14 protein-coding genes are annotated in these 14,931 nt (G+C 45.8%); 5 read left to right on the top strand and 9 right to left on the bottom strand.

The genetic code is table 11. The features are described from left to right. The 9 genes from KIH43_RS01625 to KIH43_RS01585 form a co-directional block, all read right to left on the bottom strand. Positions 1 to 1,373 (bottom strand): PIN domain-containing protein (locus KIH43_RS01625; protein WP_297717007.1); only part of this gene is annotated, 1,373 nt, incomplete at its 3' end. A 234-nt stretch (positions 1,374 to 1,607) separates the two neighbouring features. Beyond that, positions 1,608 to 2,075, bottom strand: a complete 468-nt coding sequence (locus KIH43_RS01620; protein ID WP_296969593.1) for a peroxiredoxin — start codon at positions 2,073 to 2,075, stop codon at positions 1,608 to 1,610. A 38-nt stretch (positions 2,076 to 2,113) separates the two neighbouring features. Further along, the gene (locus KIH43_RS01615; protein WP_297717003.1) at positions 2,114 to 3,043 is read right to left on the bottom strand and encodes a polysaccharide deacetylase family protein; all 930 of its coding nucleotides are present in this window, start codon (positions 3,041 to 3,043) and stop codon (positions 2,114 to 2,116) included. An 18-nt stretch (positions 3,044 to 3,061) separates the two neighbouring features. Next, a complete protein-coding gene (locus KIH43_RS01610; protein WP_296969587.1) occupies positions 3,062 to 4,108 on the bottom strand; it encodes a bifunctional UDP-4-keto-pentose/UDP-xylose synthase in 1,047 nt (348 codons plus the stop codon). Positions 4,109 to 4,142: 34 nt separating this feature from the next. Beyond that, positions 4,143 to 5,009 carry a formyltransferase gene (locus tag KIH43_RS01605; RefSeq protein WP_297717000.1) on the bottom strand — a complete coding sequence of 289 codons (867 nt, stop codon included), beginning with the start codon at positions 5,007 to 5,009 and terminating at the stop codon, positions 4,143 to 4,145. Then, entirely contained in the window at positions 5,010 to 5,972 is a 963-nt protein-coding gene (locus KIH43_RS01600; protein ID WP_297716997.1) for a glycosyltransferase, read from the bottom strand. Positions 5,973 to 6,013: 41 nt separating this feature from the next. After that, positions 6,014 to 7,180 carry a DegT/DnrJ/EryC1/StrS aminotransferase family protein gene (locus KIH43_RS01595; RefSeq protein ID WP_297716995.1) on the bottom strand — a complete coding sequence of 389 codons (1,167 nt, stop codon included), beginning with the start codon at positions 7,178 to 7,180 and terminating at the stop codon, positions 6,014 to 6,016. 23 nt (positions 7,181 to 7,203) lie between these two features. Next, positions 7,204 to 8,895, bottom strand: coding sequence for a glycosyltransferase family 39 protein (locus KIH43_RS01590; RefSeq protein WP_297716993.1), 1,692 nt, complete (start codon positions 8,893 to 8,895; stop codon positions 7,204 to 7,206). Then, positions 8,895 to 9,272, bottom strand: a complete 378-nt coding sequence (locus KIH43_RS01585) for an Mth938-like domain-containing protein (RefSeq protein WP_297716990.1) — start codon at positions 9,270 to 9,272, stop codon at positions 8,895 to 8,897. Before KIH43_RS01585 ends, KIH43_RS01590 begins: the two co-directional genes overlap by 1 nt. Positions 9,273 to 9,351: 79 nt before the next feature. On the opposite strand from KIH43_RS01585, the gene KIH43_RS01580 reads away from it, so the two are divergent. From KIH43_RS01580 to moaD, 5 genes are all read left to right on the top strand, one after another. Continuing rightward, on the top strand, positions 9,352 to 10,608 hold the full coding sequence (locus KIH43_RS01580) for a pyridoxal phosphate-dependent aminotransferase (RefSeq protein WP_297716987.1): 1,257 nt from the start codon (positions 9,352 to 9,354) through the stop codon (positions 10,606 to 10,608). Next, positions 10,605 to 11,915, top strand: coding sequence for a homoserine dehydrogenase (locus tag KIH43_RS01575; protein WP_297716984.1), 1,311 nt, complete (start codon positions 10,605 to 10,607; stop codon positions 11,913 to 11,915). Before KIH43_RS01580 ends, KIH43_RS01575 begins: the two co-directional genes overlap by 4 nt. 8 nt (positions 11,916 to 11,923) lie before the next feature. Next, complete coding sequence (gene thrC / locus KIH43_RS01570) at positions 11,924 to 13,366, top strand: threonine synthase (RefSeq protein ID WP_296969566.1); 1,443 nt, start codon at positions 11,924 to 11,926, stop codon at positions 13,364 to 13,366. Positions 13,367 to 13,427: 61 nt separating this feature from the next. Then, positions 13,428 to 14,654, top strand: a complete 1,227-nt coding sequence (gene glp, locus KIH43_RS01565; protein ID WP_366069211.1) for a gephyrin-like molybdotransferase Glp — start codon at positions 13,428 to 13,430, stop codon at positions 14,652 to 14,654. Positions 14,655 to 14,672: 18 nt separating this feature from the next. Then, a complete protein-coding gene (moaD, locus tag KIH43_RS01560) occupies positions 14,673 to 14,930 on the top strand; it encodes a molybdopterin converting factor subunit 1 (RefSeq protein WP_296969561.1) in 258 nt (85 codons plus the stop codon). Position 14,931: the final 1 nt, after the last annotated feature.

Below are 14,931 nucleotides of genomic sequence, written 5' to 3'. Positions count from 1 at the left end.
CGCATAAAGTTCATGCTCTTGACTTTAATGCGTGAACGAATCAATTCTTGAGTCGCGGCGCGACCCCATTCACCAGCATCATCATTGCGCTGCAGAACTTCAAGATTGTCATCAAATGCACCCATCCAAGGTTGCATCTTCTCTTCTTCGGTGCCTGGCAAGAAGCCGATGTCTTCGCCAACCGGAACGGTGGCGCGAGTAATGATGATCTCGTTATAGCGTTTGCTATCTAATACTTGCTCAAGTCCAGCAGCCAATGCCAATAACGTTTTACCTGTACCCGCCTGTCCGAGCAGGGTGACAAAGTCTACGTCTGGGTTCATGAGCAGATTCATTGCAAAATTCTGCTCACGATTGCGTGCAGTCACGCTCCAAACATTATTCTTTTGATGTGAGAAGTCCCGCAAAGTTTGTAATAGAGCCGTTTTGCCGTTGATTTCTTTCACCTGCGCATAAAACGGTGTAGAGCCATCAGGATTTTCTTGATAAACAAATTGATTGACTAACATGCTCGGCACTGTGGGGCCAGTCACTCGGTAGAACATCGTGCCAGATCTAGAGTCCGCCCAGCTTTCCATATCTTTGCCATGTTTTGGCCAAAAATCGGCTGGAAGAGACATGACGCCTGAATACATTAAGTCACGGTCTTCAAGCACTTGATCGTTAAAGTAATCTTCCGCTGGTAAGCCTAATGCGCGAGCCTTGATACGCATATTGATATCTTTAGATACCAATACGACTTCTTGTCCATTGCGGGTTTTCTGAAGTTCGCTGACAACAGCAAGGATTAAGTTATCGCCTTTACCTTCGGGTAACCCTTCAGGCAAGGCTTGTGTGGAAAGCTTGGTTTGAAAGTAAAGGCGACCAGAAACATCTTGGTTTCCCAGTTTATTGAGTGGAATGCCATCATCTAAGGTGCCGCTGGTGCCGGCAATTAATTGATCAAGGGAGCGGCTCACAGTACGAGCGTTCCGAGCTACCTCAGTCATGCCCTTTTTATGGTTGTCCAACTCTTCAAGCGTAGTCATTGGCAAATATAAATCGTGCTCAGAGAACCGGAACAATGAGCTTGGATCATGCATCAATACATTGGTATCTAGTACAAACAAACTGGGTGGGCCAGTACGAATCACGCGCTTTGGTTTTACTGTGCTAGTTACTTTGCTGTTATTGCGTGAAGGGGTACGGTCTGCTTTGATTTTTTCAAGAGCAACTTCAGCTGCAGATAAATCCTCTTCTGCATCACTAGCCCAATCAACACTTTCTGCCACCACTGGTTTTGCTGGAGCTGGACGTTTCTTTAAATCAGGAGTGTCATTTCGACCAAGCTTCAATTGATCAGCAATTTGAGTGGGGATGGGTGGCAATGGCATGCAGACTCTCCTAAAAGAAAAAACCGCCAAGCGAATTGCATTGACGGTTTATTGTGAAACGGTTTGCAAGGACTTCAAAAAAACGGAGGGGGTTATTCCCCGAACCTGTTCTGAAATGCTCAGGTTTCTGATTCAAACGGATTGTCAGACTTTCCCGTCGTTTGCGGTGCATATGACTCACTTTAACCCAAATTTTGGGGTTTGCAAGCACCTTGAAGCAAATTGTTGTAAAAATTACTTGGTCGCTTGGGCAGCCTGCAATACCTCTGTCACATGGCCCGGAACCTTCAGACCACGCCACTCTTTTACTAGTTTGCCAGAGGAGTCAAAGAGGAAGGTGCTGCGTTCAATACCGCGAACTTGTTTGCCATACATATTCTTCATTTTGATGACGCCAAAGAGCTCACAGAGTTTTTCTTCTGTGTCGGCTACCAATTCAAATGGGAGTTCTAATTTGCTACGGAAATTGTCGTGTGATTTCAGGCTATCGCGTGACACACCAACGACTAAAGTATTGGCTTTAGTAAAAGCTTCGATATTGTCGCGAAACTCTCCTGACTCCGCTGTACAACCTGGAGTCATATCTTTGGGATAAAAATACAGAACCAATTTTTTGCCTTTAGCGGCAGCGGGGGAGAAGGTGAGACCAGATGTTGCTGGAATGGAGCACGCTGGAATAGGTTGGCCGATGCTGACTGTCATATTGATCCTTTTTATCTGTCTCTTTAATTAAATAATCTTTATTGTGTTACTGCATTATCCTGGATCAAAAGCTCACCACTACGGTTGGGTATTTCACCCCAAGTGAGCGGGAGAACAGCTATCTTATCGAGCTGGTTGGTTGCCTTCCAGGAGCGATGAAGCTCGCCCATGGTAACAAGGTCATGACCTTGATTCAGCCATCCAGCCAATAGCTTCTCAAAGGCTGGTAATAGCTTTTGCCCCTCAAGCTCTGCATGGAGGGTGAAAACCTGATCATTCGGATTGCTGCGAGTGATCTCTAGTAATTTATCGACCGCACCAAATTCATCAGCGCCATCGATGCCAATGAGTTCATCCAAAGTTGGTAGTGTGGTCGGGTATTGAACATGTTTAGCAATGCCCGATGGTAGTGCTAAGCGATAGGGCATTAAGTTTGGTTCCGCTCTGCCATCTGATGAAAATTGAATACCCCATTCATCCAATTGCTCGAAGGCAGCTTCATTCATTTGCCATCCAGCTGCTCCATAAGTTACTGGAGCGTGTCCAAAGATCTCGATGAATCGATTCCAACTTTTCTTCATCATCGCCTTAGTCCAAATGGGATCTTGATGGCGAACTGCGTCTTGCCACGCTACATGATCCCAAGTGTGGATGCCAGTCTCATGACCTGCTTGATCAATAGCACGCATTTGTGCTGCAGCTTTTTTGCCAATATCCGGGCCTGGAAGCAATACACCATAGAGCAATGTTTTGATGCCGTAATGCTCTACGACAGAGGTGCGACTCACTTTTTTAAGAAAGCCCGGGCGAAATACTCTTTTTAAAGCCCAGCCAGTATGGTCTGGGCCCAGGCTAAATAAAAAGGTCGCCTTTAATCCAAAGCGCTCAAGGGTGCGTGCTAAGTTGGGAACGCCTTCTTGGGTACCACGTAAGGTATCAATATCAACTTTGAGAGCGATCTTCGCCATGAATCCTGGTGCGCTTAATTATTCTTTATCAACTAATGAGCGTGCCTTGGCCACATCTTGGCGATAAGCATCAAAAATATTTTTGAGAGCTTCGGTCATCGTTGTTGTGGGCTTCCAGCCTAATTCATTCATAGTGTTATCAATTGCTGGCACGCGATTTTGCACATCTTGATAACCTTCACCATAGTATGCGCCAGATGTCGTTTCAACAATCTTTACATCATTGGCAGTTTTAGCGTACTCAGGAATGCTGCGTGCAATTTCTAACATTTGGTTTGCAAGTTCACGCACTGAATGATTGTTCTTAGGGTTGCCTATGTTGTAAATCTTGCCGTTGGCAACACCATCTTTGTTGTCGATGATGCGCACAAGCGCATCGATACCGTCATCAACATAAGTGAATGCGCGTTTTTGGGCGCCTCCATCCACCAGGTTAATGGGTTCGCCGCGCACAATGTGACCTAAGAATTGCGTCACTACGCGAGATGATCCCTCTTTGGGCGTGTAGATACTGTCTAATCCTGGGCCAATCCAGTTAAAGGGGCGGAATAAAGTAAAGCGTAGGCCTTCCATGCCATAGCCCCAGATCACGCGATCCATTAATTGCTTGGAGCAAGCATAAATCCAGCGCGGTTTATTAATAGGGCCATAGACCATATTCGATGTGGAGGGATCAAACTCGCTGTCCTCGCACATGCCATACACCTCAGATGTGGAGGGGAAGACTAAGTGTTTTTTGTATTTGACGGCTGAACGAACAATAGGCAGATTCGCTTCAAAGTCGAGCTCAAATACTTTGAGCGGTTGCTGTACGTAGGTGGCAGGTGTGGCGATGGCCACCAAAGGCAGAATGACATCGCATTTGCGGATGTGATACTCAACCCATTCTTTATTGATGGTGATGTCGCCTTCAAAAAAATGCATGCGCGGATGATTAATTAATTCTCCAAGGCGATCGTTTTGCATATCCATGCCATAAACGTCCCAATCGGTAGTTTCTAGGATGCGTTTAGATAGATGATGGCCAATAAAGCCATTTACTCCAAGAATGAGAACTTTTTTCATCTTTACTGCCTTTTAAAAATATATTTGCCGCTAATTATGTTGCTGGAAACCATTCTAGGATCTCAATCGCCTGGTGGTTCCCACAAATGCCGAATACTCGATTATCAACCACTTGAACTCCTAAGCTCTGTAGATCCAAATTGACCGGTTTTGCTGTATTGAGACTCGTTTTAGCCACAATCATCTTTTTGCCCTGATGGTCAGTAAATGCGCCCGGATAAGGGGGTGCTACGGCCCTAACAAGGTCATGCACCTGCTTGGCCGTCTGATCCCAATGAATTTGTCCGTCAGCGGGCTTGCGACCTCCAAAATAGCTGCCTTTGGACAAATCATTCGGTTTACGTGGAACATTTCCTTCAATTAAATGAGGCAACACCTCTTTGATGACTGCTACAGCAGCTTGGGTGACTTTTTCAAAAACATCGGTTGCCGTTTCATCGGGTCCAATCATTACTTGAGCTTGACCCACAATATCGCCTGCATCGGGTTTGACTTCCATGACATGCAGTGTGGCGCCAGTCTGCTTTTCGCCATGCAAGATTGCCCAATTGACTGGAGCACGCCCACGATATTTTGGAAGCAGTGAGCCGTGCATATTTAAAGCGGCAATCCGAGCGCAGGCCAAAATGGGGGCCGGAATCATGTACCGATAGTAAAAAGAAAAAATGTAATCTGGAGCTAAGGCTGTAATTTTTGGTGTGATGGCTACCAATTCATTTGCATTTGGCGTAATGAAGGGAAGATGTTTTTCTTGGCAGAGTTGTGCAACGCTACCGAACCAAACGTTTTCATTGGGGTCATCTTGATGGGTGACTACGAGATCGATTTGGATGCCCGCATTGAGCAGTGCTTGAATGCAATGAACACCAACATCGTGATATGCGAAAACGACTGCGCGCAATTATTTTTTCTCTAAAACGGTTTGCACGACATAGCGAGGGCGATTGCGAATTTGCTGATAAATCCGACCAACGTATTCCCCCAATAAACCGAGTCCAAACAGCATGACGCCGATGAGGAAGAAGGTAAGCGCAAATAGGGTGAAGACGCCCTCAACCTCAGCGCCCAGTACAAAGCGGCGCAATAGCAGATAGGCAAACAAACTGCCTGCGGCAAGAGAGAGCAACATACCCAAAATAGAAAAGATCTGTAAGGGCATGATAGAAAAGCCAGTCACCAAATCAAAGTTCAGACGAATCAATTGATAAAGACTGTATTTGGATTCGCCAGCAAAACGCTCTTCATGTTTAACGGTAATCTCAATCGGATTGGCGGCAAATGTATATGCCAATGCAGGAATAAATGTATTGTTTTCATCACATTGCCGCACAAGATCAACAATGCGGCGGCTATATCCCCGCAACATACATCCTTGATCCGTCATCGTGATGCGTGTGATGTTTTCGCGTAGACGGTTCATCGCTAGTGAAGATAGCTTTCTGAAAAAACTATCGCGTCGATCGGCGCGAATAGTGCCAACATAATCATGGCCATTGAGTAACTGCTCTGTTAGCGCATCAATTTCTTCTGGAGGGTTTTGAAGATCTGCATCTAGGGTGATGATGTTCTCGCCTCGCGCATATTCAAATCCAGCCATGATCGCCATATGTTGGCCAAAGTTGCTGTGAAATAACACCGCGCGAGTGACGTCAGGGCGTAATTCCACTTGTTTTGCCAGGATGCCAGCGGAGCGATCCTTACTGCCGTCGTTCACAAAAACAATCTCATAGGCAATATTGCGTTTGCTAGCAACAGCATCCATTGCAGGGTAGAGTCGATCAAATAGGGCTTGAAGGCCATCTTCCTCGTTGTAAACGGGAATAACGATGCTCAGCTTGGGATTGGCAGCTAAATTTGCGGTCATCCCGCAATTTTGCCTGATTCTGAGCTTATGCCCTAATTAGGCTAATTTTTGTGGTGTTTCTTTAGGGTTTGGGCAAGCCCAGCTGCAATGCGGTCAATATCAGTATCGGCCATATCTGGAAACAGCGGCAAGGTAAGAATAGAGCGGCCAATGCGCTCAGCAATCGGGGTATCGTTGGTTTTGTAACCTTGATTTTGGTAGAGGGTAAATCCAGTAATTGCTGGATAGTGCACGCCAGTCCCAATGCCGAGCTCTTTGAGCTCAGTCATCACTTGGGCGCGATCGCAATCTAACTCTTCGAGAGGGAGCACTACTTGAAACATGTGCCAATTTGTCTCTGTAAAGTTTTGAATGGGTAGCTCAAGTGAAAGCTTGTCTAGACCATTCGATTTGAGTTGAGTAGCAATCACATCAAAATATCGACGCGCTAGTGCACTACGACGTGCTTGATAAGTTGGTAATTGCTTGAGTTGATGCAAGCCAATGACAGCATTGACATCGGTGAGATTATCTTTGCCACCAAGAACATCAACATCCATCCCATCCATGCCATGACGAGTTAAGCCCTGAAGGCGAAATTTTTCAGCCAACTTGGCCTCATCAAGATTATTGAGAACAAGGCAGCCACCCTCGATAGTTGTTAGGTTCTTATTCGCCTGAAAACTAAAGCTAACAAGATCGCCAAAGCTACCAATCTTCTTGCCATTCCATTGAGAGCCAAAAGCTTGTGCTGCATCTTCAATCACGCGCAATTGATGTTGCTGGGCAATTGCATAGAGCTGATCCATATTCACAGGCAGTCCAGCCAAATACACTGGCATGATGGCACGGGTTTTACTAGTGACGGCAGCAGCAATTTTGTTGAGGTCAATATTTCTGGTGAGCGGATCAATATCGACAAATACAGGTTTGGCACCAACGCTCAAAATCACATTTGAGGTCGCGACCCAAGAGATCGGAGTAGTAATGACTTCATCACCTTCACCAATGCCTGCAACTTGCAGAGCAATCTTCATTGTTGCTGTGCCGTTGGCAAAACAACGCACTGGACGACCGCCAAAATATTCACTCAATGTTGCTTCAAACTCTGCTAATTTTGGACCTGAAGTAACCCAACCAGAGCGTAATACTTGTGCGACCGCATCAATCGTTTCTTGATTAAAGCTGGGGCGCGTAAAGGGAATGAAAGTGGGGGAGGTGTTGGCCATATTGATTAATATTACTGGAAACCTTATTGCCTCAGATTTGACGCATCAGGATGCTTCACAATCACCCTTCGTGAATCACGATCGACCTCTTGCATTGGAAAGCCGATCTTTTGTAATGCATCGTACTGTTCAGGAACCATGATGGCGTAGGCTGAAAGGTCTTCGCTCCAGCGGGTAATGAAATCCTCTAAAGTGGGAAGCCATAGTTCTGGTTGCGCAGTAACGCCAAAGCGTAATTCATCTGGATCTTCCACCATGATCATGGTTCTATTGAGATAAAACGGCATGGTGTGATCTAAAAGGCGCACTGAATATAGATTCACATTGGGTGGGATGCTGGCTTTGACGCGGTTTGCTAAATCAATGCCTGACACTGCGCGCCCCAGAGTTTCATGACCTGTGCCTGCGATGATGGCGCATAAGAAAAAACCACTAGCAAAGTTGAGAATGCTAGCAAGTCCATTGCGTTTTGCTTGTATGACTGCCAGCAAGCTAAAGCCAACAAGCGCAATTAATGCAGCAATTACCCAATGGGTATATTGCGCGTAGGCATCAATTTCATCTGGCCTGGCTTGTTGGCTAATTTCGGATAAGAAGAAAAATCCACTGCAACCTAAAACTGCAAACCCAATCATTTGCAATTTCCAGGAAAGCGTGAGGGAGTTGGTGTCACCCAAAATACGATCTAGGCGATTGCCAATCAGTAGGGCAAGCGCAGGAAAGATGGGGATGATGTAGCCGGGTAATTTGGATTGAGAGACGCTAAAGAAGGCAAAAATAACAGCGAACCAGCAAACCAATAACCAACTGCTTGAGAATCCCCGCTGGCGTTCTTGCCATGCTTGTGCAATTGCACCTGGAATTTGAAATACCCAAGGCAGAATACCAATCAGAAGCAGTGGTACAAAGTAATAAATTGGGCCCGTTCTGCTGTGCGCATCCTGTGTAAAGCGTTGAAGATGTTCATGAATAAAGAAAAATTCCAGAAACTCGGGATTGCGCAGTGCCACCATAACAAACCACGGCGCTGTGATGATCAAGTAGATTGCGATACCGCTAATCAGTTTTAATCGTGTCCAGATTTTCCAATCCCAGGCACTAATTGAATAAGCTACGAACACCATTGCTGGTATTGCTCCTCCAATCAGACCTTTGGAGAGCGTTGCTAGCGCCATAAAGATCCAGCAAGCCCACATCCAGTTGCGTAACTGAGTTTTGCTTTGCGCATTCTGCGCGAGCAATAGACTGCAAAGTGCTGCCACTAAAAATGCGGAGAGACCCATATCTAGGGAATTAAAGTGGCCGCTAATAATCCACATTGGGCTTGATGCCAAAACAATGGCTGCCAACCAACCGGCTCGAGCGTTGAAAATCCGTGAACCGGTAAATCCAATCAGCAAGATGGTAAAAAATCCGGTGAGACCGGACCATAGCCTTGCCTGCCATTCGCCTATTCCAAAAAATTGAAAGGTTGCGGCAGTAGCCCAAATTTGAAGAGGAGGTTTCTCAAAATATTTATAGCCGTTATAGCGAGGGGTGATCCAGTCGCCAGTCAGCAACATTTCTCTAGCCATTTCTGCATAGCGCCCTTCATCCGAAGGGATGAGGTGTCGATAGTTCAAAGTTCCAAACCAAAACAAGGCAAAAATAATGACAAATGCCAATCCCGTTGCAGGGTGCAATGTGAAAGTTTGGCGATTTTGCCCAAATTGCATTAATGGGACTCCACTAAGAGGGCTAACAGCACTTGACGCCCTTCGCCCACCAGAATGTTGTACGTTCTGCAGGCAGCCTGAGAATCCATGATTTCAAAGCCAATTTTGGCGGTAATTAAGGGGTTTAATAGTTCAGGCTTTGGAAAGCGCTGACGGCTGCCCGTGCCAATCAGGACTAATTCGGGTTTGAAATCAACCATTTGGGCAAAATGGCCGGCTTCTAGCTCTTCAAAGGATTTGACTGGCCACTCGGAAATAGCCCCATCAGACTTCAATATGACTGCGTGGTCATATGGGATCTGGTTGATCTCCACATAGCCATTGCCATAGCCAGTGATCGCATTGGCTCCTGAATGGGGGTCAGATTGAAGCTTCAAGTGGACTCTCTGTCATAATTATGTGGATTATAGCTAGCTGTTTTTCCCAAGATTTCAAGAACTTACCATTTAATCGATCGTGAAACCCGTCCTTAAGTCCCAAAAATTGAATCATGTCTGTTACGACATTCGTGGGCCTGTGCTCGAGCTTGCTCAGCGCATGGAGGAGGAGGGCCACAAGATCATTAAATTAAACATTGGAAATGTAGGGGTATTTGGCTTTGATCCCCCAGAAGAAATCCAGTTAGACATGATTCGCAATCTCAGTAATGCATCTGCTTACTCAGATTCAAAAGGTATTTTTGCTGCTCGCAAAGCCATCATGCAGTATTGCCAAGAAAAAGGCATTCAAGGGGTAGCGTTAGATGACGTTTATACCGGTAACGGTGTTTCTGAGCTCATCGTGCTATCGATGAATGCTTTACTCAATGATGGTGATGAGGTGTTGGTACCAACCCCAGATTATCCTTTATGGACCGCTGCTGTCAGTTTGTCTAGCGGAACACCAGTGCACTACCTTTGTGATGAGTCAAAAGAGTGGGCGCCTGATTTAAATGATTTGCGTAAAAAAATTACGCCACGCACAAAAGCGATTGTGGTGATTAACCCAAATAATCCCACTGGTGCAATTTATTCCAAAGAGGTATTGCTTGAGCTCACACAAATTGCGCGTGAGCATGGTTTGATTCTCTTTGCTGATGAAATCTACGACAAAATGTTGTACGACGGCGCAAAGCATATTTCCTTGGCTTCTTTATCAAACGATGTAGTGGTGATCACCTTTAATGGTCTCTCAAAGAACTACCGTTCTTGTGGCTACCGGGCTGGCTGGATGGTGGTCTCAGGTGACAAGGCAATGGTTCATGATTACATCGAGGGCTTGAATATGTTGGCGTCGATGCGCTTGTGCGCAAACGTACCCGGGCAATATGCCATTCAAACAGCATTGGGTGGATATCAAAGCATTAATGATTTGGTCAATGAAGGCGGACGCCTTGCAAAGCAACGTGATCTTGCATGGCAGTTGATTACCGATATTCCTGGCGTGACTTGTGTCAAACCAAAATCTGCTTTGTATTTATTTCCAAAATTAGACCCAGAAATTTATCCTATTGAGGATGATCAGCAGTTTGTTGCGGATCTTCTTAAGGAAGAGAAAGTATTGTTAGTGCAAGGCTCTGGATTTAATTGGGGTAAGCCTGATCATTTCCGTGTGGTGTTCTTGCCGCATGAAGATGTACTGAGAGAGGCAATTGGTCGTCTCGCACGTTTTTTAGAAAGATATCGCAATAAACATAGCCACAAGGCTTCTTCAACCGCAGCAAAGGCATCATGAAACCGATTCAAGTAGGTCTATTAGGTATTGGCACCGTTGGTGGTGGCGTATTCACTGTTCTCGAGCGTAATCAAGATGAGATTACTCGTCGTGCTGGTCGTGGGATTCGTATTAATACTGTCGCTGATTTAAATGTAGAGCGCGCTAAAGAAATTGTTCAGAACCGTGCGCAGATCGTGAACGATGCGCGCGCTGTCATCAACAATCCTGAAATCGATATCGTAGTTGAATTGATTGGCGGCTATGGCATCGCAAAAGACTTGGTTTTAGAAGCAATTGCAGCAGGCAAACATGTAGTTACCGCAAATAAAGCTTTGATTGCTGTCCATGGCAATGAAATCTTCAAAGCCGCACAAGCTAAGGGCGTTATGGTGGCTTTTGAGGCTGCCGTTGCTGGCGGCATACCTATCATTAAGGCATTGCGCGAAGGCCTAACAGCTAACCGCATCGAGTGGATTGCCGGCATCATTAATGGCACAACGAATTTCATTCTCTCTGAGATGCGTGACAAAGGATTGGACTTTGAAACAGTTCTTAAAGAAGCGCAGCGTTTAGGTTACGCTGAAGCAGATCCTACTTTTGATATTGAAGGAGTGGATGCTGCCCATAAGGCGACGATTATGAGTGCGATTGCATTTGGTATTCCGATGCAATTTGAAAAGGCGCACATTGAAGGTATTACTAAATTAGCTGCTATTGATATTCGCTACGCAGAGCAATTGGGTTATCGTATTAAGTTGCTTGGTATTGCGAAGAAAACACCAACCGGCGTGGAATTGCGTATTCACCCTACATTGATACCTGCAAAACGTTTAATTGCTAACGTTGAGGGCGCAATGAATGCAGTGCAAGTATTTGGTGATGCTGTTGGCACCACGCTCTACTACGGTAAAGGCGCTGGTTCAGAGCCAACTGCCTCTGCTGTGATTGCTGATTTAGTCGATATCACACGTTTATTAAGTGCTGATGCTGAGCATCGCGTGCCTTATTTGGCCTTTCAGCCAGATGCTGTTCAGAACACTCCAGTTTTACCTATTGGCGAGATCTCGACGAGCTATTACCTGCGTATGCGTGTGGCAGACCAAGCTGGCGTGTTAGCAGATATCACCAAAATTTTGGCTGCACATGGAGTATCCATTGATGCGCTTTTGCAAAAAGAAGCCGATGAAGGTGAGAGTCAAACTGATTTGGTAGCTCTGACTCATGAAACCAAAGAGAAAAACATGCTTGCAGCCATTAAAGAGATTCAAAATCTCAAAACAGTGGCGGGCGAAGTTGTGAAGATTCGTTTAGAAAACCTCTCTTAATTTAATCCATGCGTTACCAATCTACTCGTGGCAACAGTCCACAACAATCCTTTCTAGAAATATTGTTAGGTGGATTGGCGCCAGATGGCGGTTTGTATTTACCTGTGCAGTATCCCCAAATTACTCCAGCACAATTAGATGCATGGCGCGGCCTATCTTATGCAGATTTGGCTTATGAAATCCTAAGCTTGTATTGCGACGATATTCCTGAAAACGATCTTCGTGCTTTATTGCGTAAAACCTATACCGAACAGGTGTACTGCAATGGTCGCCCGCAAGATAACGCAAAAGACATTACTCCATTGCATTGGCTCGGTGAGGAGCATGGAACACGTATTGGTTTACTGAGTCTTTCAAATGGCCCCACCTTAGCATTTAAAGATATGGCTATGCAGTTGCTGGGCAATTTGTTTGAATATGCATTGAAGCGTGCAGGTCAAACACTCAATATCTTGGGCGCAACTTCGGGTGATACTGGTAGTGCCGCTGAATACGCCATGCGTGGCAAAGAAGGCGTTCGGGTATTTATGCTCTCGCCAAGAGGCAAGATGAGTGCGTTTCAATCTGCGCAAATGTACTCGCTACAAGACCCAAATATTTTTAACTTGGCGGTCGCTGGTGTCTTTGATGATTGCCAGGATATTGTCAAGGCAGTGAGTAATGATCACGCATACAAAGCAAAACATCAAATTGGCACAGTCAATTCGATTAATTGGGGTCGGGTCGTTGCCCAAGTGGTTTATTACTTCCAGGGTTATTTGCTAGCGACGAAGTCGAGTGCTGAAAAAGTGTCATTCACTGTGCCTTCTGGAAATTTTGGCAACGTTTGTGCTGGCCATATTGCTCGCATGATGGGATTACCCATCGAGCATTTGGTGGTTGCTACCAATGAAAACGATGTATTGGATGAATTCTTCCGCACGGGTGTTTATCGCGCCAGAAAGTCTGCTGAAACACTGCATACTTCCAGTCCATCCATGGATATCTCCAAAGCAAGTAACTTTGAGCGTTTTGTTTTTGATTTCATGGGGCAAAATGGCGCAGCAACTGCTGCAATGTTTAAGCAAGTGGATACAACGGGTGGTTTCGATATTTCGAAAGAAGCTGTCTTTAAAGAGCTTGGCAAGTATGGCTTCCAATCAGGGCGTAGCACTCATGCAAATCGCTTGGATACTATCCGTGATATCGAGAAAAAATATGGTGTCATGATTGATACGCATACTGCTGATGGCGTGAAAGTCGCTCGCGAACATTTGCAAGCAGGCATTCCGATGCTGGTGTTAGAGACCGCTTTGCCAATCAAATTTGAAGAAACGATTGAGGAAGCTTTGGGTCGTCCCGCCGAGTGCCCGCCTGCATTCAAAGACATTAAATCAAAACCGCAGCGTGTGGTGAATATCGATGCTGATGTTCATCAGGTGAAAGAATTTATTACAAAACACGTAAACTAAAACTCACGTTTTCTCTCGTTTAATTCTTTACTGATATCTCATGGCGATGAATAAGCCCCCTATGTTGACGGCGCAGCAGGCTTTAGAGCATCTGCTTTCGCATGCACAGCCCGTGACAGAGACGCAAGAAGTAAAAACTCAAGAGGCGCTAGGACGCATTCTTGCTGATAACGTGTCTAGTTTGGTCGATGTCCCACCGCTAGATAACACTTCAATGGATGGCTATGCTGTTCGCACAGCAGATACGCAAAGTTCGGGTAGCCTTTTGAGGGTTGCGCAGCGTATTCCTGCGGGATCGGTTGGTACTCAGCTAGAGCCTGGTACAGCTGCACGAATTTTCACTGGCGCTCCTGTTCCACCAGGTGCAGATGCAGTGGTCATGCAAGAAGATTGTGAGGTTGTTGAAGGTGCTCATGATCAAGTTCAGATCAACACTGTCCCGAATCTTGGGCAGTGGATCCGTCGTCGTGGCGAAGATCTTACGGTTGGTAAAACTGCATTAAGTGCCGGCACCTATTTACGCCCCCAGGAACTAGGTGTTGCTGCATCAGCAGGTTTAACGCATTTACTTGTGAAGCGTCGTGTTAAAGTCGCCGCTTTTTTTACTGGCGATGAATTAGCATTACCTGGAGAACCACTGAAGCCGGGTGGTATCTATAACTCCAATCGCGATACTTTATTGGCCTGCCTTAAATCTTTAGGATGCGATGCCACCGATTTGGGAATAGTCCCAGATCGCTTGGAGGCTACTCGCCAAGCATTGCGTAATGCCAGCCAAGATCATGACCTGATTATTACTTCTGGCGGAGTTTCAGTTGGGGAAGAGGATCATATCAAGCCTGCAGTGACTGCGGAGGGGCGTTTAGATCTCTGGCAAATTGCTATTAAACCAGGCAAGCCTTTGGCATTTGGCGCGGTTCGCAAATCGAATCAGTCGGCAGATGGTGAGGCCTGGTTTATTGGCTTACCTGGTAACCCTGTATCTAGTTTTGTCACTTTCTTATTATTTGTCCGCCCATTTATTTTGAAGTTGCAGGGGCGAGAGGCAAAAACTCCCCAGTCCTATTTCATGCGAGCCGATTTTGATTGGCCCAAAGCAGATCGTCGTAATGAGTTTTTAAGAGTCAAAGTGAATGCCCATGGCGGTTTAGACTTGTTCCCGAATCAAAGCTCTGGAGTTCTGACCAGCGCCTCTTGGGGTGATGGCCTAGTAGACTGCCCACCAGGACAACCCTTTAAAAAAGGGGATTTGGTGAAGTACATCCCTTTTGATGCACTCCTTCATTAATCAGTTTACGATGACTGCATGAAACTGGAATTGCGTTTTTTTGCCTCCTTGCGTGAAGCATTGGGTACCTCTCAAGAATCAATTGAGGTACCTATATCCGTCTTAACGATTGCCGATTTAAGATCTCACTTGGCGCAAAGGGGAGAGTTGTGGTCCCATACATTGGCTGAAGGCAAGGCTATTCGCTGTGCATTGAATCATCATATTGTTGATCCGAGTACAGCATTACAAGAAGGCGCAGAAGTTGCTTTCTTTCCTCCGGTAACTGGTGGCTAAT

Origin of the sequence: Polynucleobacter sp. (genome assembly GCF_018500155.2) — a bacterium.
Lineage (GTDB): Bacteria > Pseudomonadota > Gammaproteobacteria > Burkholderiales > Burkholderiaceae > Polynucleobacter.
Note: the sequence above shows the minus strand (reverse complement) of the source record. Positions and strands in the feature narration are given on the sequence as shown.